The organism is Pseudomonas sp. VA159-2 (genome assembly GCF_024126635.1).
Lineage (GTDB): Bacteria > Pseudomonadota > Gammaproteobacteria > Pseudomonadales > Pseudomonadaceae > Aquipseudomonas > Aquipseudomonas muyukensis.
The window spans coordinates 16,552-34,742 of the sequence record NZ_JAMYBV010000017.1; the positions used below are offsets into that span (position 1 = coordinate 16,552).

13 protein-coding genes and 1 pseudogene are annotated in these 18,191 nt (G+C 60.6%); 4 read left to right on the forward strand and 10 right to left on the reverse strand.

What is annotated here, in order from left to right:
* Positions 1–66: 66 nt before the first annotated feature.
* From NJG22_RS17005 to NJG22_RS17030, 6 genes are all read right to left on the reverse strand, one after another.
* Entirely contained in the window at positions 67–1,557 is a 1,491-nt protein-coding gene (locus tag NJG22_RS17005; RefSeq protein ID WP_253096280.1) for an ABC transporter substrate-binding protein, read from the reverse strand.
* A 197-nt stretch (positions 1,558–1,754) separates the two neighbouring features.
* Entirely contained in the window at positions 1,755–2,402 is a 648-nt protein-coding gene (locus NJG22_RS17010) for an SCO family protein (protein ID WP_253096153.1), read from the reverse strand.
* Positions 2,399–3,052: an SCO family protein gene (locus NJG22_RS17015; protein ID WP_253096156.1), complete on the reverse strand. Its 654-nt coding sequence runs from the start codon at positions 3,050–3,052 to the stop codon at positions 2,399–2,401. Before NJG22_RS17015 ends, NJG22_RS17010 begins: the two co-directional genes overlap by 4 nt.
* A complete protein-coding gene (locus NJG22_RS17020) occupies positions 3,049–5,028 on the reverse strand; it encodes a YncE family protein (RefSeq protein ID WP_253096158.1) in 1,980 nt (659 codons plus the stop codon). Before NJG22_RS17020 ends, NJG22_RS17015 begins: the two co-directional genes overlap by 4 nt.
* A gap of 417 nt (positions 5,029–5,445) precedes the next feature.
* Positions 5,446–6,846 (reverse strand): hypothetical protein, encoded by a 1,401-nt coding sequence (locus NJG22_RS17025; protein WP_253096160.1) that lies wholly within the window; start codon positions 6,844–6,846, stop codon positions 5,446–5,448.
* 211 nt (positions 6,847–7,057) lie between these two features.
* Positions 7,058–8,080 carry a zinc-dependent alcohol dehydrogenase family protein gene (locus tag NJG22_RS17030; protein ID WP_253096162.1) on the reverse strand — a complete coding sequence of 341 codons (1,023 nt, stop codon included), beginning with the start codon at positions 8,078–8,080 and terminating at the stop codon, positions 7,058–7,060.
* A gap of 207 nt (positions 8,081–8,287) precedes the next feature.
* Between NJG22_RS17030 and NJG22_RS17035 the strand changes: the two genes are divergently transcribed.
* Positions 8,288–9,202 carry a LysR family transcriptional regulator gene (locus NJG22_RS17035; RefSeq protein WP_253096165.1) on the forward strand — a complete coding sequence of 305 codons (915 nt, stop codon included), beginning with the start codon at positions 8,288–8,290 and terminating at the stop codon, positions 9,200–9,202.
* Positions 9,203–9,311: 109 nt separating this feature from the next.
* On the opposite strand, the gene NJG22_RS17040 is transcribed toward NJG22_RS17035, so the two are convergent.
* The 4 genes from NJG22_RS17040 to NJG22_RS17055 all read right to left on the reverse strand — a co-directional run bounded on the left by NJG22_RS17040 (position 9,312) and on the right by NJG22_RS17055 (position 15,706).
* Positions 9,312–11,312, reverse strand: a complete 2,001-nt coding sequence (locus tag NJG22_RS17040; protein ID WP_253096167.1) for a tetratricopeptide repeat protein — start codon at positions 11,310–11,312, stop codon at positions 9,312–9,314.
* A 38-nt stretch (positions 11,313–11,350) separates the two neighbouring features.
* Complete coding sequence (locus NJG22_RS17045) at positions 11,351–12,178, reverse strand: hypothetical protein (RefSeq protein WP_253096169.1); 828 nt, start codon at positions 12,176–12,178, stop codon at positions 11,351–11,353.
* A 260-nt stretch (positions 12,179–12,438) separates the two neighbouring features.
* Positions 12,439–14,904 carry a DEAD/DEAH box helicase gene (locus tag NJG22_RS17050; RefSeq protein WP_253096171.1) on the reverse strand — a complete coding sequence of 822 codons (2,466 nt, stop codon included), beginning with the start codon at positions 14,902–14,904 and terminating at the stop codon, positions 12,439–12,441.
* 1 nt (position 14,905) lies between these two features.
* Positions 14,906–15,706 carry a hypothetical protein gene (locus tag NJG22_RS17055; RefSeq protein ID WP_112253705.1) on the reverse strand — a complete coding sequence of 267 codons (801 nt, stop codon included), beginning with the start codon at positions 15,704–15,706 and terminating at the stop codon, positions 14,906–14,908.
* Between the two features lie 452 nt (positions 15,707–16,158).
* Here NJG22_RS17055 and NJG22_RS17060 point away from each other — a divergent pair, with 452 nt between their 5' ends.
* The 3 genes and pseudogenes from NJG22_RS17060 to NJG22_RS17070 form a co-directional block, all read left to right on the forward strand.
* Positions 16,159–16,476 carry a type II toxin-antitoxin system PrlF family antitoxin gene (locus NJG22_RS17060; RefSeq protein ID WP_253096173.1) on the forward strand — a complete coding sequence of 106 codons (318 nt, stop codon included), beginning with the start codon at positions 16,159–16,161 and terminating at the stop codon, positions 16,474–16,476.
* A complete protein-coding gene (locus NJG22_RS17065) occupies positions 16,476–16,937 on the forward strand; it encodes a type II toxin-antitoxin system YhaV family toxin (protein ID WP_253096175.1) in 462 nt (153 codons plus the stop codon). The genes NJG22_RS17060 and NJG22_RS17065 overlap by 1 nt, the downstream gene beginning before the upstream one ends.
* A 223-nt stretch (positions 16,938–17,160) precedes the next feature.
* Positions 17,161–17,867: pseudogene (locus tag NJG22_RS17070) on the forward strand (tyrosine-type recombinase/integrase); the annotation flags it as partial.
* Positions 17,868–18,191: the final 324 nt, after the last annotated feature.

The window sequence follows — 18,191 nt, forward strand, 5'->3', positions numbered from 1 at the left end:
CCGTAGAAGCCAGCTTTGCCGGCGACCCCTGGGACGTCCCGTCCCCGCGCCAGATCCTGGATTCGTTCATGGCATCTGCGCCGGTGCACGATACGGCGCCACCTCGACAAACCGCGGCCCCGGCAAGCTGACCGCCACCACATAGGCACCTGCCAGGCCCTGGCGCCGCCCCGGGCCAAACCCCAGCAACGGGGTGAGCCCGGTGTCGACGTCATGCAACTGCTCCAGGGCCGCCAGCAACTGCTCGCGGCTGGCATCGCGGCCAACCTGCTGCAACGCCTCCGTCAGCAGCCGCCAGGCGCACAAGGTGCTGATCTGCAACGAGGCTTGCCGGGCATCCAGCCCCTGGCGCCGCTGCATCCCGGCCAGGGCCGCCCTGCCCTGCGCGGTCCAGTCGCCGGGCACGAAGGGGTAAGCCAGGAACACCCGCTGCGACCACTGCGCCGGCAAACCTGGCAGGGCACTGGCCACCTGCGCCGAGGCCGCGAACAGATAGGGGGTGCGCCCAACGGCCTGCAAGCGCCCGGCCAGTTCGGCGAAGGCCTGGGCTCGGCCAACAAAGACGATGGCCTCGCCCTGGGCCTGGGTGCCGACGGTCTCTTGCGGCGGCGGTGGCGACCACCCCAGCTGCTGCAGGCGCTGGCGCAAGGCCTCGGCGTCGGCGGCCTGGTCTGCTCCGGCATAGACGATCTGCAGGTTCTCCAGGCGCAAGGTTTCGCGGGCATGCAGCGCAACGCTGAGCAACTGTTCGGGCACGCTGGGCAAGGGGTCGAATACCAGGCTGGCGCCGCCTGTACGAGGCGTGCTGCCAATCAACGGCACGCCCGCGCGCTCCAGGGCCTGGGTCTGGAGCAGCGGCGCCACGGGCGCGACCAGCGCGAACACCTGTTGTTGCAACAGCGCCTGCAATGCCTGCTGGGTGCTGACCGGGTCGTACCCCGGATCCTGCACCACCAGTTGCACGCGCCGGCCATGCACGCCGCCCAGCTGGTTCAGTTGCTCGACACTATCCTCCAGCACTGCGCGCACCACCCGCCCGGCCTCAGCCAGCGGCCCCTGCTGCGGCAGCAAGGTGCCCAGGCGCAAGCTGTTCTCTTGCACCCCGGGATCACGGTCCTCGCCCAGGCGCTTGAGGTAGGCCGTGAGGTTGCGCTGGTCGGCCAGGCTCAGCTCGAAGCGCGGCATCGCCGGGTCGAGGCGGTTGCCGGCAGGGTCGATGCCAGTACGGATGACGCGCGCCAGGCTGGCGTCGCTGTAGGCCGGGTAGCGCCGGCTATTGCTTTCGCGCTCGCCCTGGCCCAGCGCCAGGCGCTGCCAGTCCAGGCTCGGCGGGCGCACCCCGCCTTCGCTGCGGCCACGGCCGTCGTTGCCATGGCAACTGGCGCAAGGCAGCACGCTGGCCGGCACGCTGATGTCGCTGGCGCCGACCCGGGCGGTGAGTTGGGCGTCGCTGCTGGACTGGCCTTCCCGGTACAAGCGTTTGCCGGCTTGTTCGTTCGCGCTGAGGTCAAGGGCCACGGCCGGGTCCTGGGTCGCCAGGCAGTAGATAAGAGCCATCATCCATGAAAGCCCCAAGCGCAACCTTGGGGGAGCGGCCTTGCGTCGCGAAAGGGGCACGCAGCGTCTCCAGGATGTCAGCGCAGGCACCTGAATCGCCAGGGCTGCTTCGCAGCCCTTTCGCGACGCAAGGCCGCTCCTACAGGCCCCGCGCCAGCGCTCGACAATGTGTTGCCACAGCGACCGGCCCATGGCTGCTATCGCCCGGCCAGGGGCTGGGCCAGCAGTTGCAAGCGCTGGGCAATGGCCGCAGGCGGCGCGTCTGGGCGGATCTTGCTCCAGCGCTTGCCTGCCACGTCACCGGCGATCAGCTGGGTCGAGTGCTGTTCAGGGCTGGGCAGGAAGTGCCCCAACCGCCCGAGCACCAGCTCGACGCTGGCCTTGTCGCCGGTGAGGAACAGCCAGTTCGGTCCATCCACCCCCTGCTGGCCGGCAAAGGCCTTGAGCACCTCGGGGCTGTCGTTGAGCGGGTCGCTGCTCACCGAGACAAAGGTCACCTGCGCCGCCAACGCCGGCCCCATGGCCTCGCGCACCTCGCGCAGCTTGCGGGTGATCAGCGGGCAGGCATCGTTGCAGTGGGTGAAGATCACATTGAGCATCACCACCTTGTCCTTGAGCACATCGCTGTAAAAGCGCAGCGCGCGGCCGTTCTGGTCTTTGAGCACGGTATCGGTGAACCAGGCCTGTGCATCGCGGGTACCGCCGCCGCTGACCATCGGCTGCGGCGCAGGTTGCGCGGTCGGGGCGTGGCCCTCGTGGGCCAACGCCATCGAGGTGAAGATCCACAGGCAGGCCGCCAGCACCAGCCAGTCGAGGCTGCGCATGCGTGAAGTGTGGCTACTCATGGTTGAGCCTCCTGGCCGGCAATGGCCGTGCTCTTGGCATGCACCCGGCGGGCGCCGAGGCGGTTGATCTCGGCGACCAGCACGTTGGGGTCGGTGAAACCGTAAAAACGTGTCCAATGGCCACTGCGCCCGTCACCGACCAGGATCAGCGGCGGGTGCTCGCTGAGGTTGGCGCTGAAACTGCCCAGCCCCTTGAGGGTTTCGCTGATGGCGTAGGGCGAGCCGGTCAACCAGCTCCAGCCCGGCCCGTGCTGGAAGGCCCGGGCATACCCGGCCAGGCGCTTGGCATCGTCGCGCTGCGGGTCGATGCTGATCGACACCAGGCGGATCTCCTCCCCCACCCGACCGCCGAGCTGCTGCTGGACCTTGCTCATGATCGACGACACCACCGGGCACACCGTGGTGCAGCTGGTGTAGATGAAGCCCATGACCACCAGGTGGTCGCCGACCAGGTCCTGTTCCAGGCGCACCGGCATGCCGTCCTGGTCAAGCAGCGGCACATCGGCGAAGCGCACGCTGGCCTTTTCCTGGCGCGCGGCGGGCGGCTCGGCGGGCTTGGCGCCGTGCTCATGGCCGGCATGGGCCAGGGCCAACGGGCTGGCCAGCAACAGGCTCAAGCCCAGCAGGGTGGTGGCGGTGGGTCGGTTCATCGCAGGCTCCTGGGTTCCTCTTGGGAAACAGTAGGCGCCGCCGTGGCCGGCAGCACGCGCAGGCTGGTGTAGTTCTCTTCGGCGAAGGTGCGGCCAAGGCTGGGCGACTGCACGTGCAGGTACCAGGCGCCGGCCTCGGCCAGTTCCAGCGCGGCCTGGTAGACCCCCTCGCCCATGTCCACCAGCTGCACGTTGCGCGGCAGCGACGAGGGCGCGAGGAAGTAGCGCAGGGTCAGGTCGCTCAAGCCGGTGCGCGGTTGGCCGTCCTCGCCGAGGATGCGCACCCGGGCCAGGTACGGGCTGTGCTGGCGCGCCAGCTGGTCGGCACCGATGAACTCGGCATGCACGCGCTTGTGCAGGCTGGACTGCGGCAGCGCCGCCACTTCGGTGCTGAAGCAATGGATGATCTGCGGCTGGTTGAGCAAGAACGCCACATCGAAGGTGCCGGCGGCCGGCAGTTTCACCGTCGAGCCATACACCCCCGGCGCCACCTCGCGCAGGCTGCGGTCGATGACCATGGCCGCGCGGGCCTGCTGGCCGCGGTTGTTGTAGCCGGACATCGGCGCGTTCATGCCTTCGGCGTAGAAGTAGGTGGTGTTGTCCACCGGGTTGACCACGAACACCGCGTTGTCGTCGCGCGACACGCTCACGCCCTGGGCCAGTGGCAGGTCGCCGGCCTGGCGCGGCGCCGCGGGCCCGGCCTCGAAGCCCTGGACGATCGGCTCACGGCCCTGGCCAAGGCTGGCCAGGTTGATCATGCTGACTTTCGCCGAGGCCAGGCCGCGCACGTAGGCATAGCCCTTGGTGAAGGTCAGCTGGTAGGGCTCGGCAGCCACCGGGATGCGGTGGAGCAACTGGTCGTTGCTGGCATCGATCACCAGGGCCTGGTTCTCCAGGGTGTTGAGCACCACGCCATAGCGCCCGTCGCGGCTGAAGCGCATCGGCCCCAGGCCCTGCTCGGCCTTGACCTTGTGGCGCAACTGGTGGCTGCGGGCGTCGATCACCCACACCACGCCCTCCTCGCCATCGACCACATACACCGCCTGGGACAACGGCGAATAGGCCACCGCCAACGGCTGGCGACCGACCTCAAGGGTTTTCACCAGGCGCATCTGGGCGGTGTCGATCACGCTCAAGGTGCCGGCGTCGCGGTTGCTGACGAAGGCATACCGCGAGTCGGCGCTGAAGGCGATCTCGTGGTGACCGGAGCCAGTGGCGAACGATTTGAGCGTGGTGCGGCTGGGCACATCGATCACCGTCACCCCGCCCTTGGCCGGGTCGCTGCTGTTGTTGCCCACCCACAGCAGCCGCTGGTCAGGTTGCAGGGCCACCCGCAGCGGCTGTTCGCCGGCCTCCAGGGTGGCCACGCGGGTGAAGGTCTCGGTGTCGACCAGCGCCACCTGGTTGCGTTCGGGCATGGACACGAACACCAGCTTGTCGTCGCCGGTGGCCACCCAGTCCATGGGCCGGCCGGGCAGATCGATGCGCGCCAGGGTGCTGGTGACCCCGCCCACCGAAACCGTGGGGTCGATCACCGTGAGGCTGGCGTCCTTGTTCAGCACCAACAGGAAGTAGCTGTTGAGGTCGAGCAAGGGGCGGGCGCCGATGCTGCTTTTGAGGAACAGCGCCACCCGTGCCTTGCAGCTGCTGTCGCGATCACCGAGCGGCGCCGCTTGCGCCGGATCCAGCCAGGCACCGGGGGCCATGCCCGACAGCGGCTGGCCGCTGGCCTGGTCGCTGACCTTGAAGCGAATGCTGGCGAAGTCGCCCTCGCGCAGTTCGCTGCCGCTCAGGGGCCGCGCCTCGAACTCGACGGTCACCCCGTCGCGGCTGAGCCGATGCAGGGCCTGGGGATCGGCGGCTTCCTGCAACAGCTCGCGGGGGTCGCACCAGAGCTTTTCGTAGGCGATCCCCAGGCCGATCAGCGCGCCGCCCAGCAGCAGGCCCAGGTATACCGGGCGTAGCTTGCGGTTCATGCTGACACGCGGGGGCGCGGGAGTTCGAGGGGGATGAGCATGCTGCACCTCCACGGGTTCAAGGGGGCTCTGAAGGGGTGGAAGCAAGCGTTATGCCATGAAATAAAGGCTTTTTAATCAAGGGCTTGGATCGGGGCTGCTCGAGAATGCTGGGGGGTGTGACCCAAAGCCGGGGGGACGAGGCGGGTTTGGTTGATGGGGGAAGTAGCCCTGGTTGGTGTTGTTCGCTGGCGCCCTGTGCCAAGGCTGGCAACCATGGCCTGACAGTAGCTCCGGATCGATGTGAAGCCGCTTTTCAGCCCCTCAAATGGCGTTGGCGACTCGCCAGGAATAAACGGCTCCAATCAAAAATCCGAACACCGAGCCGATAACCCAGCATGTGCTTGGGACGACGAAACAGCATGACGGCGTAACACGTCAGCATAGAGACACCGGCCCCTGGCAGCAGGCCAATTCGGGTACCCGCCGCAGCCACAGGTCGCGTTGCGCCAACAGCCGATACAAACGCCATACCTCAGGCCGCAAAGTACTTGCATAGACCGCCCGCAGCTGCACAAGCGTCAACCCGCTGGTCTCGGTCAGCCACTGGCTGACCGGGCCAGGACATGATCTGCCCTGTAGTGCCCTGTGCAGATAGGGCAAGGCGACCCGCATAGTGGGATGGCAGCTCAACACGAAGGCCTCAAGGTTGCGCCCATGCGCATCGAAGGGCTTGAACAACAAGCACTGCAGCTGTTTCTCGCCCACTCCATAGGCGTCACCCAGGCGCTCCTGGGCCTCGGTGCGCAACACCGTACCCTGCGGCCAGGCCACCGGGGCCTCGCCCAGGCCAGTGAAGTACGCCTGGGCTCCCTCGCGATAGCTGCGTTGTTCGACAGCTTGGGCCCTCAGGCCATGCAGGTGCGCCAACGGCAGCGGATCGAACAGCCCCGCCGGCCCCTGGGGCTGGCAGGTGTCGGTCAATTGCCGGCCAAGCATGCGCTCGAGCGGCGCGGCTTGCTCCGGGTGCGGCAATAACGCCTCGACCGAAACCACCCGCACCACCCGCCCCCCCTCTGCAGTGGGTTGAGATGAAGGGGGTCGCAGCGGATCGGACAAGGCATCGCCCAGTTGCTTCATGCCCTCGGCCCAACTGACGACACTGTCAGTGCCCGCGCTTTGCGCCACATGTCCGGTATGGCGCAGGCAGCGCCGCCCCCAGGCCATCAGGTGATGCAGGCGCGACGGCGCGATGGCGCTGACCAGCAAGTTGGCGCCGTCTTCGTCGCCAAGCGCCTGTGCCAGGCTGGCCGCCAGTTCCACGTAGCCCCTGGCGCCAAGCAGAGCATCGGGCGCAGCACCGGTGAGGTGGCCGAACAGCAGCCAGGCCTGGCCCGCTTCGCTTGCCTGGCTGGGCGAACAAGCCGACCGGGCGCCGAACGGACCCAGCTGGCCGCCGTCGGCGCGCAGCAGCTCGACCCGAGGGTCGTCCTGGAGGAACAGTGCACTGAAGCAACGCTCGTGAAGGGCCAATGCCTCGCCGTCCAGGCCGGGCAACCTGGCCACCAGCACCTGCAAGCGGAACGTGCCGGCATGGCGCAGGGCAATGATCAACTGGGCGGCCCGCAGGCAGGCCAGCAGGTGCGTGCTGCGCGAGTCCAACCCCTGTAGCACCAGCACCCGGAAAGCGCCGATGTTGTCCGCGCCGCCACCCATCACCAGCATCCGCTGTACCAGCAACTGCACCGAGGCGCGCTGCGCCTGGTTCATGTGATCGAGCAGGCGCTGCAGTACCTGCTGGTAGATATAGTGCATGGCCTGATCGTGGGTTGTGCTCATGCGTTCGCTCCATCTTCCTGACGGCTTCTAGGTGAAGCCCGGATTCTGGCAGTGAATACAGCACCACAGTTGAAGGACGCTTCCTATAACCCTGTAAGACAATTATCGGAATGCCGTGTCAGGACTTGCAGCCGCCTCCCCCGCTCTAGTCCTGCGCCCATGAAAAAGCCCGGGTCGATACCCGGGCTTCGCTATCAGGCCAGCGCGCGCATCATTGCACGCCCATGTCCAGCACCACGCGCCCGCCACAGGGGCACTCATCCATGTAGCGATGCGCCTCGACCACCTGGTCGAACGGGTAGACCTTGATGATCTGCGGCGTCAGCAGCTGATCGGCGGTGAACTGGTTGATATCGCGCAGCGCCCGTTGCAGCGCCACCTGGTCCTGGGCGATACCCAGCTCCGGCTTGCCGGTGAAGTTGCCGATGCAGTGCACATGGAACTGAATGTTCTTCTGGAACGCCGCGCAGGCCGGAAACGGCGTCTGGTTGCCGCCCTGCAGCCCATACAGCACCAGGCTGCCGCGGGGCGCCAGGGCATCGCCGAGCAGCGACATCTGCGGCCCGCCCATGCCATCGAGTACCATGTCCACGCCACGGCCATCGGTGTACTTGCCCACCTGCATCAGCAGGTCCTGCTCCTCGCTGACGATCACCTTGTCGGCGCCCAGGCCCAGCAGGTACTCGCGTTGCTCCGGCTCCTTGGTCACGGCGAACACCTGGAGCCCCAGGGCCTTGCCCAGTTGTACGAAGGCCGGGCCCGCGCAATGGCTGGCGTCGGTGATCAGCGCGGTCTGCCCGGCCTTGGCCCGCGCCAGGTCGACATAGGCGAAATAGGCGATCAGCAGCGGCGTGTAATGCACGCTGGCCTCGATCGGGGTCAACACGTCGGGGTAACGGGTGATGGCGCTGCGCGGCAGGACGATGACATCGCCGTATACCGGGTGATCGTTGGGGCTGGTGGCCGGGAAGCTGGCGACCCGGTCGCCCAGGGCAATGTCGTCCACGCCATCGCCGACCGCCGTGACCACACCGGCCATCTCGTGGCCGATGCCCGCCGGCAGGCGCGCCTGGGAGGGGGCCAGGTTCTGCCGCCAGAGCACGTCATACCAGCTGACGCCGATCGCCTCGACGCGCACCTGCACCTCGCCGGCCGCCGGGGACGGCGCGGCCTGCTCCTCGCAACGGAGCACATCGGCCTGGCCGAACTTGTGGAAACGGATCATGCGGGACATCGCATACCTCGCCTGTGTGAATCTCGTATTACCACGGACTTTATCCGGGCTTTGGCGGATCGACCATCAGTGGCTGTTAATAGTCGACATGCCTGTCATTGATTGGGCCCCTGACTTTTATGTGCATTGGCCCCCGGAAATCGGTGCAGGGTAACAGCCTTTGGCCTTAAGATTCACCCCTGCCCCACTTCTGGCGAGCCGCATCGAATGAATCGTAACGACTTGCGTCGCGTAGACCTCAACCTGCTCATCGTGTTCGAGACGCTGATGCACGAACGCAGCGTGACCCGCGCCGCCGAGAAGCTGTTCCTCGGCCAGCCGGCGATCAGCGCCGCGCTGTCGCGCCTGCGCAACCTGTTCGACGATCCTCTGTTCGTGCGCACCGGCCGCAGCATGGAGCCCTCGGCCCGGGCCCACGAAATCTTCGCCCTGCTGTCGCCGGCGCTGGACTCGATCTCCACCGCGGTCAGCCGCGCCGCCGAGTTCGACCCGGCCACCAGCAACGCGGTGTTCCGCATCGGTTTGTCCGACGATGCCGAGTTCGCCCTGTTGCCGCAGTTGCTCAAGCGCGTGCGTGCCGAGGCGCCCGGTATTGTCCTGGTGGTGCGCCGGGTCAACTACTTGTTGATGCCGACCCTGCTCGCCTCGGGCGAGATCTCGGTGGGCGTGAGCTACACCAGCGAACTGCCGGCCAACGCCAAGCGCAAGGTATTGCGGCGCAGCAAGCCCAAGCTGCTGCGCGCCGACAGCATGCCGGGCAGCATCGGCCTGGACGATTTCTGCGCCCGACCGCATGCGTTGGTGTCGTTCGCTGGCGACCTGTCCGGGTTCATCGACGAAGCCCTCGACGAAATCGGCCGCAAGCGCCATGTGGTGCTGGCGGTGCCGCAGTTCAACGGGCTGGGGAGCTTGCTGGCGGGGACCGATATCGTCGCCACGGTGCCGGACTACACCGCCGATGCGCTGACCGCCGCGGGCGGCTTGCGCGCCGAGGACCTGCCGCTGGAGGTAAGGACGTTCGAATTGCACATGGCGTGGCGTGGGGCGCAGGACAATGACCCGGCGGAACGCTGGTTGAGGTCGCGGATACAGATGTTCTTCGGGGACCCTGACAGTCTTTAGGGGCTTCGTCCTCGACCGACTGAAGTCGGCCGATTGCTGCCTTGGCCATCGGCAGAGATCGGCCAAATGCAGGCGTTTGAGAACGCCCGAGGCGATTCTAAATCCTCGGTCAGTGAGTGCTTGCTCGCCGTTTCAGCTCTTCCAACCTCCCCGACAACGCATCCCTATACTTCCCCGCCTGGCACGACTCCAGCGCTGCCTTCGTTTGCGCGATCGCAGAGTCTGTCGCACCCAATGCTTCGTGACATTTACTGAGCAACTCATGATAACTAGCGATGCGCTCAAGCCCTTTCTTATCATCTTTAGCAAGCGCAAGAGCACGTTCAGCGGTGCTCAGTCCATCCTCCAGCTTGTGAACTCCCAATTCTGCCTCAGCCTTGCGGTACAGGAGCCAATGGTCCTTGTTGAGGGCTTCAGTCGGAATCTTCATGATTACATCCAGCGCCTCCGCCGGCATCCTTGCGAAAAGGAACATTTTGGCTACTGCGCGTGCGTCAAAGCTCCTAATTCCAGGCTTGCTCCCCAGAGCCGTGGCAAATACAACGCCCGCCGCCGTGATTCGGTCGCGCAAATTAGTCTTGCCTGCACTGTCGGCAGCTGCTGCAGTATTACCAAGCGACTCGCACGCGCTACTCCATTGGCCCTTATCAACCAACTCAGGGGGCGTGGAGAGAATCTCCGGGAAACCCTCGGCCAGCGCCACGCAAATCTCCGGGTGCGGATAAGCAAAAATCGAGGTGAAGGACAGGTAGGCCTCATAAAATTGGTCTAGCCCCTCTAGAGCCGACAGAGCAATCACGTCTGCGAGAGCCCGCACTTGCTCAGTATTGCTCACCGTCTCGTCGGCGACTTTCCTGTAAGACCGGAGTCGCGCGACGGACGCCAACGAGACCCGCAATGGCACATCCCACGGAGCTTCGATAACTCGGTCGACGAGGGTTTGCATCGCATGTGCTCCCGCCATTTTGATTGGGTCATCGGCATCCTTCTGTGTTCCCATATGCGCAATCTGCAGACAAGTCGCATGCCACTCGGGCCGAATCTCCAGAAGCTTTTGAAAGCAGGTCAGAGCCTCATGCAATCTGCCGCAACGGCGCAATGCCTTGCCCTGGTGGTGCAAAAGCTCGAGGTTTACTTCAGATGCTGGATCCCCTTGCTGAGCCTTGCCATATTCTTCCGCCCAAGCACTAAAGTGCTGACGCCGATCGTCGTGATCCAATGAATAGGCAAATGCCTCTTGCGCGTCGATGACACAAAGTAGCTCTTGCAATGGCGCTCCCCCGTGAGTACTCCGGCGATGCAGCTCCTGCTCTTGCACAAGACTACGGCCACTATCCAGTTGCAGCAAAGCGTAAGTCAGCCAGTCTGGCTGCTGGGCTTGGCGCCGCTGATAGATCTCCGTCAGCTGGGATGCGCACAAGTGAATCTGTCGAATTACACTGGGGATCATCTCCCCCGAGTGTTTTTCGACATACTTCGTGACGGCGGTAGCGATAGGTTCGGCATCTGGTTTGTCGCGAACGGCCTGGCAGATGAGATCGTGCACAGACAGAAGCCCTGGCGCGACTGCCGGTTTCAGTATCGACAGACGCTGAAGGTGAGACTTTACAGCGTGTCCCAGGAAATGCCCGAGAAACCTGGCGTCGTTCGAAAATGATCCAGAGTTTGCAATCTGTTGCAGGCCTCGGAGATATCTTGAATCCAATCGCCGCAAGATACTGCCCATAATTGCCGCGCCATTGCTATCTGAAATGACCTGCGGTTCTGCGAGTATTTCTTCATAGAGCTCTTCCCGCGGTACGCCTTCCGCTTCGACCAGCTTGCGTACAGTTGCGAGGATAAGGGGAGAGAATCGACAAGCCTCGATAAATCTTGCTGCAGTTGCGTTTAGCTTGTTCCTGTCCTCGCCCAAAATGGCGGCAGCCGCTTCCGTCGAAATTGTAGGCATATGAAGCACTGATTTGCTCGCTGGATTGAGCTGTGAGGTCACTATCACATGACCGCCTCGCCCGAACCCCTTTGAGAGGTCATCGAGTGAGTTCTCGACCAATTCACGCTCCAGGCTGTCGATTACGAGCAACGTCTTGTAGCTGTTGAAGATGCCCGCCACATTGACAGCAACGCCACCTCTAACGCGTTGAACTGAGCTTAGCGAGGTGTCTGGCTTCCAGTCCCCCCAGTGATCCACATGTAGTTCTCGTAGTACTTACCTTCCTGTTGCAGGTAGTCAACAGTCGCCTGCGTCTTACCAGAACCGCTGATTCCGGTCAGCAGACAAACGCGGTTGCCCTGATCGAAATGGTCCCGTATTGCAACCACTACGGCAGCATCGGAGACGTGATATTCACATGATGCAGGTGCCTTACCGTAGTAGGCATAGTTGTCGAGGTCTTGGGAAAAACCAGGGAAAAATGTAGTGTAGAAAGCGGCAGCGGTCTGATTCTGCGTAGAGAACTCGAAGATTAGCCTTGCCAACTCCCGCGCATCAAGAATGTTAAGACGCTCTCCATGCTCCTTAGCGATCCCCGTGCGATTGAACTTCGCGCGAAAAGATTCTGGCTCCTCCTGGCTACATATCAGATAAATTTTTTGGGGCAGCTTGCCTGCGGCATGGTCAAGGACATGCTGAACGTCTTTTTCGATCTTGGCGTAAGTCGCTACGGGGGCTTCGGCGTTCGCGCCCTCCGTATCTTGCCCTTGTGAGGAACCTTGCCCGTCTGGTGCCTTGCTTACCTTGCCAAGGAAGTAATCTTTCTCGGCGCTGTATTCGCCGGCGACCAGGAAATCTTGCGAAAAGGTGTCGATCGTGTATCCGACAGGCCGATAGTCCTTATTAAGCCCGTGATGGATCAGGCGATTATCCTCGAGCAACTCAATGAGGCTATGACCAACAATTTCCAGAGAAGAAGCATCTAGTTCGACGACCTCGCCGATCAGGTTACCAATAATTCTTTTTTTAATAAGATCGGACTGCATATGCTTTCTGTCTCGAGTAAGGACCGGTCAGCTGAGCGCTGAGACGCTAGGTGCGACAGCTGGAGGGGCGACTCCACGATAATCACCACCCACTCGCATGGTGACTAGTACGCGCAGCGATTGGAAGCCTGGACTGTAAAGATTAATTGGCCGATATGAGTGGTCAGGCCCAAGAATCACGTAGATTGGGCTTTCGGAGGCTGATGACCGACGCCAGGGAGGCAATCTGATAACCTCCCAAGCGCTTCCAGAAGCCTCAATCAAACAGGTTTGAGGTTCATCTTGGCTTCAAAAATCAGTAGATCGCTTTCCTCATTGTTGATCATCATGTTGACTAGGCGAGGACTCACTTCGATGTCTCCGCCTAGCGTCGCACGCACGGTTTCGGGGTAGCGTTCAAGCATCAGATCCGCCAAACCATGACTGTAGCCATCCCGGATGAGCTTGATCTTGGTGTCATCTGCAGTGCCGTACTTGATGAGCTTGTAGAAGCCAGGATCCAGGGCGCCTACCCCATTCAGCACCTCGACGAACTTGAAGATCTTGTTGTCGAAGAAATCGTCCTCGTCCTTGAGACGAACGATCGCCAGGTTAATCCGCTCAGCGTCATCTTTCTGGGAGATCCTTACCCAATTTTCGTAGTTGCTGTCGCGATACTTGGTATCACCCCATTTCCCCACGAACACGTGATCGCTATGGCTACTCTCTACAAGCTTTTTCCAGTACGCGAGCGTCAATCGGATCGTCTGCTTAACGCTGAGTTTCTTCAACTTCCAATCCAGAATCATGGCGTAGAAATTCCGGGCAGCCTCTTGATTGAGACGCACCAGGTCGCTGTACTCTCGACTCTTATCGAAGTGGTCAATGAACGATTTGGAGATGGCAAGCATTAATCTGTCAACGGTGTTGATGACACCGTTCGCCTCGATGCCTCGCTTGATCTTCCGCTCAATCGCCTCCTCCTCTACGAACACATCAATTTCACTAACGCTGTTCGCGATGAGGAGCTTGCCCACCTGAGTGGTCACGTACCGGCACTCCCGGTCCTTAACCACGCCAGGATGTAGATTCTCAAGCCGAGCCACAGCGTCGTCGTAGAGAACCGAGACCTTCCCATCGATGATCTTCGTGGCCTCAAGCAGTACGTTGCTAACCGTGTCCTTCACTACTTTGGAGACGTTGACCGATTTATCGTAGAAGGTTTCAAGCGCCGCATTGTTGCGGGTGTAGCCATCCACGCCCAACAGGTAGATGCTGGACTCCAGCTTTCTCAACGCAGCCTCAGCGCCAGGCGCGAAGACCTCACTGAATCGGTTAACGCGCCCGATCAAATTCTTGAATTGAGATGGCGTCAGCGTTTTCTTCCCTTTGAAGTAATCAAAGACGAAGAGCCGTTCGATCGGCAGGTTCACCCCTTCCAGAAGCGTGGAGTTGCAGACCAGAAACCTCATCTGCTTAGAGCTACTGAACAGGTTCTCTAGATACAGGCGGATGGTGTCAGGGATCGAACCATGGTGGTACATCACCCCTTTACGCAAGCATCCGATCAGTTTGTAGCGTCGGTCAAAAAGCTCTTCGAGCTCAGCACAAGCCGTCTGGATCAGCGGACAATCCACGGGCGGCAACACCGCTGCCAGTTCGACCGCGAATGACTCAATGCTCTTCTTCCTGTTGCCATAAACGATGTTTTTGGACAGTGCTTCGCCTTTGATGAGCTCAAAGCAGTTGGCATACCTCCGATCAAACTCCATCCAGTCATTCAGGAAGTGGTCATAAAGCTTGAGCTTTGTCCGCTCCCTCCCCGCCCTGAAGTCCTTGATGTAGAAGCGCTCAGATTTGATGTACTCGTCGATTTTGAACCCGTTCGGGATCATGTCCAGGAAGCGCACACGGACATTGAGCTCATCACACAGGAAGGGAGTCAGGAACTTGAATGACGTTTCAGGGTTACGCGCCCCCAGAATGCACAGCATGGCAGCCAGCAACTCACTTCTGCGATCACTCTGCAAGAGATTGTGGGCCTCGTCGACGAAGACCATGTCGAAGGTCAGCCCGGCGTTCTCGTTCAAGAGCCTGTTGAGCCGTTCCTGGGTTAGGACAAATGCCCTGTTATTTCGCTCAACCGAATACATTTCGGGGTGGGTGACCACCTTGCCCAGGCCCTCGATGTCCGCGTAGATCAACCGCTTCTTCGTCTGTGCCAGCAGGGCCTTCGAGGGGACGAGAATCAACACTCGCTGCCCCGGATTCTCCTTCACCGATTGGATGATGAGCTCAGATTTGCCGTAGCTGGTCGGTGCAACCACGACTGACGACTTACGGTACTCCGACTGTACAAATGTTCGCAGTGCGTCCTGTTGCTCAGTGAGCACGATGCCCTGATCACGGAAGGTATCGACGTAGCTGCCCACGATGTTTCTGATGAACGACTCGCTGCGGTGGTCGTCCTCGGAAAAATAGCTGCTGATCACCGCTGAGACAGGGTGTAGGCCACTGTCGAGCGCCACATCGTAGAGTGCCTGGTACTGACCCGTAGCGTTCCCGTAAAACAAGATGATTCGGTAGCCAAGACGCCGAATTTCGGGGGTTTTGTGGTTTAGGAGCAGCACGGCGATGGCCAGTAACTTTACGGTCTGCGTGTTACCCAACTCGTCTCCCTTGAGGAGTTGAAAATACAGATCCTTGAACTTGGTGTTGCCCAGCTTCCTGATGGTCAACTCTTCCATGCTACTGCTCCGCCTCCTGCCTCAAGAACTCTTCCAGCTTTTCCATAGTGCCCTTGTGCAGGGACAGTACCCACACCGTCTTGAACACCGCCTCCGCCACAAGCTTCGTGGTGAAATTTGATACGGTCTTCTCGGCGATGGCCTGGGACACATCGCTGAACAGGGCAGAGATCAGAAACACATTGTTGTCCGAGGCAGTCGCACCGTCTTCTTCGGCTAGATCACCTTCCATCTCCAAAATCTCAATCACCGAGTCCCGGTAGTTGGCTTTGTTGTGGATCGCATTTTTCGCGGCATTGATCGCGTTGAGCCAGTGATTGAGCTCCGGCTCTGCCAAGCGCTTCTTGAGATCATCCCGAGCCAGGCGCAACAGCCCGCTGGTGGCGGAGCAAGAGGTCTTGTCCGCTCCTCGCCCCCCCGATTTGACCTCGGTGATCCAGACGTTGTTGGTTGAGGTCTCGTACAGAAGGAGATCGAAGCCCTTGCGAATGCTCTTTTCTTCCATGTTGAAGAACGGCGAGACGACGTCGAAATCGGGGAAAAGCTTCAGAATGATGACGTGCGACAGAAGCTCGCCGAGCATGCCGATCCGGGTTTCCCAGGGCTTTTTGCAGTAGCGCTCGTTCCAGAAATGCCTGATCGTCGCAGGGTATTTGTAGATGGCCCTGTCCTTGCTGGCCTGGTCGGCGCCGTGGCAGATTCGCGTGAGGTTCTCCCTCAGCGCGAGCTTGAGCTCCTCAGAGAAATCCTCGACACAACACAGGGCATATTGATCTACCTGCTTGAAGCTCACGCCATCCATAACACTTCCCACAAACACGAAACCGCAGAATCCTCATGCGGTTGCTGCGCACGATCAATGATCCCGCCCTGTTTAAGGGTAGGCACCAGCTGAGCAGCAGTGTGCGCATGCGAGGACTAGTCGAAGGACGAGCGATAGCGGCACTGTGCCAGCGTTGCCGCAAATTAGCGTGATTGATGGGGAGCGGTAAACAAGATTGAGGACAATTTTGGTGCAAATCGTCTGAAATTGCGTAAAGACTGGATATATAACCAACCATTTGTGAATCAAGCCGCGTCAGACTCAAAACTCGCGGCACCGTAAAAGCTCCTATCGTGTCCTAAGGGTTGGTGTAACTCATGCTGCGGTGCTTCCGAGCTTTTATCCTGCTTATGCTTGATCAGCAGAATACCAAGATTGACCAAGTAAGGATTATTCCTTACGATTCAATCAATACATCCGGGAGAACGCCCATGCCTGCCATCCACGAAATCGCCACGTTGACCTCGAAGGGACAGGTCACACTGCCCAAATCCGTTCGCCAGCTTTTGGGCATTGACACTGGTGGCAAGATTGCATTCGACGTGCGCGGGGGTGAAATCGTGGTCAGCCGTGTAGAAACCACCCACGAAGACCCTGCCATCGGTGCATTCCTGGGTTTGCTGGAGGCTGATATCCGAGGCGGCCGCAACCTCACCACTCTGCCGGAAGACTTGGCGCAAACCATGCTCGCCAACGCAAACCACTGCGTAAACCTGGACGAAGATATCGATGGTGAGGTCGCGATCTGATGCTGCGACATGGCTGGACACTGTTGTTCCATGAAGGTGTGATTTTACAGCTACGCAAATTGCAAGAAGCCGCCGCCCGGGCCGAGCAGAACGACCCGCAAGGTTTTGAAAGCAACGCCAACGTCAAGCTGTTTCGGGCATTGAGCCATCTGATCATGGAGGCTGTGCCTGCCGACCCAGGCCGTGATGAGTTCCGTCAAGGCAATACGCTGGGCACTGCCTACAGACATTGGCGCCGCGCAAAAATCGGCAGGCGCTTTCGGCTGTTCTTCCGCTACGACTCAAGATCCAAGGTCATCGTCTATGCGTGGGTCAACGACGAAAATACCCTAAGGTCTGCAGGCAGCAAATCCGATCCCTACGCCGTATTCGAGAAGATGTTGGGCCGCGGCAACCCTCCTGATGACTGGGATGCGCTGACTGCCGCAACGCGTAGCGACTGGGACGAGCCCAAAGCATGAGTTGCGCAAATGGGTGAGGGATTGCACGTTCTGCGCCAGCCCCGCCCCCGGTGCGTCCACTGTAATCCACTCGTAGCTGCTGTAGAAAAGGGGTACATCTGGGGGTACAAAACCAATTCCCCATTCATAACCATTTGATTTATATGAATGGCCAAATGTTCTTCGGCGATCCGGACAGTCTTTGAGCAAGTTCCAGAGAAATCCAAAAAACCCAAAAATTACCAATCACATTCTCCCTGCGATTGGTAAGAAGCCAGTAAGCGATATCAAGCTGGACCACATCACCACAATCATTACCGAGCTGCGGCGTAAGTGCACTATGGCCATGGCGCGTCGCGTTCGCACTATAATTCGCGCGACCCTGGGGTTCGCCGAAAGGCGTGGCTGGGTGGAGCGCAATGTGGCGCTGAGTAACATCGAAGAGCTCAAAATCAGGCATGTGGTGACCAGCAACCCTGCGATCGAAAAACCAAGTGATCTCGGCAGGTTTTTACTTCGCCTGGATAACTGCAGCACCGGGAGTTTTTCTACAGCAATGCGCCTGCTGGTCATGCTGCCAGTCCGTTCTGGCGAATTGGCGGCAATGCGCTGGGAGGACGTCGATCTGGTCAGCGTCGATTGGCGATATGTAGTTGGCAAGACCAAGCATATAGTCCCTTGCCTGAGCGAGCGCTAAGCCTACTGCTCGATCTTCGGAAAACAAGTGTGGTGGACAGCCAAGGCGAGGGCTGAGTGTTCGCCTCTCCGGTCTACCCCAACCGGCCGATCAATCCGACTTCGATGCTCAAGTCATTTCAGCGTATTTGGCCGGAGTACGAAATTACCGCCCATGGATTTCGAGCGACATATCGGACCATAGCGCATGAACACGTGGGCATCGCCCCCATCGTGCTGGAGCTATCGTTATCACACCGGATGCCTGGCTCATTGGCATAGGCCGCCATGACTAAACGCCCTATCCTCAAGCGGCCGCGTCAAATGCAGGTGTGCTAGCAGTTTCCGGGATATGCCAATATTCGGCCATTGCTCCAAGTCAACATCATCAGCACACAGATCGCGCCCGATTGAGATACTCAAGTTCATTCAGACGCACCGAAATGCTTGAGGCAAACGGGCAACGGTGATTGGCACAGCCTGCGCCTGACGCAGTGCCTCGAAAAATAGAGCAAACACTGCGTTTTGATAATCTCTAAGGAACCTCCGAACAAGTCGCCCAGCAACCCACAATGGACGACTTTTGGCCTCAGAAAGGCT

Coding starts and splice junctions, on each gene's coding strand:
- NJG22_RS17005 (WP_253096280.1), bottom strand. CDS start 1,557: ATGGCTCTTATCTACTGCCTGGCGACCCAGGACCCGGCCGTGGCCCTT.
- NJG22_RS17010 (WP_253096153.1), bottom strand. CDS start 2,402: ATGAGTAGCCACACTTCACGCATGCGCAGCCTCGACTGGCTGGTGCTG.
- NJG22_RS17015 (WP_253096156.1), bottom strand. CDS start 3,052: ATGAACCGACCCACCGCCACCACCCTGCTGGGCTTGAGCCTGTTGCTG.
- NJG22_RS17020 (WP_253096158.1), bottom strand. CDS start 5,028: ATGAACCGCAAGCTACGCCCGGTATACCTGGGCCTGCTGCTGGGCGGC.
- NJG22_RS17025 (WP_253096160.1), bottom strand. CDS start 6,846: ATGAGCACAACCCACGATCAGGCCATGCACTATATCTACCAGCAGGTA.
- NJG22_RS17030 (WP_253096162.1), bottom strand. CDS start 8,080: ATGTCCCGCATGATCCGTTTCCACAAGTTCGGCCAGGCCGATGTGCTC.
- NJG22_RS17035 (WP_253096165.1), top strand. CDS start 8,288: ATGAATCGTAACGACTTGCGTCGCGTAGACCTCAACCTGCTCATCGTG.
- NJG22_RS17045 (WP_253096169.1), bottom strand. CDS start 12,178: ATGCAGTCCGATCTTATTAAAAAAAGAATTATTGGTAACCTGATCGGC.
- NJG22_RS17050 (WP_253096171.1), bottom strand. CDS start 14,904: ATGGAAGAGTTGACCATCAGGAAGCTGGGCAACACCAAGTTCAAGGAT.
- NJG22_RS17055 (WP_112253705.1), bottom strand. CDS start 15,706: ATGGATGGCGTGAGCTTCAAGCAGGTAGATCAATATGCCCTGTGTTGT.
- NJG22_RS17060 (WP_253096173.1), top strand. CDS start 16,159: ATGCCTGCCATCCACGAAATCGCCACGTTGACCTCGAAGGGACAGGTC.
- NJG22_RS17065 (WP_253096175.1), top strand. CDS start 16,476: ATGCTGCGACATGGCTGGACACTGTTGTTCCATGAAGGTGTGATTTTA.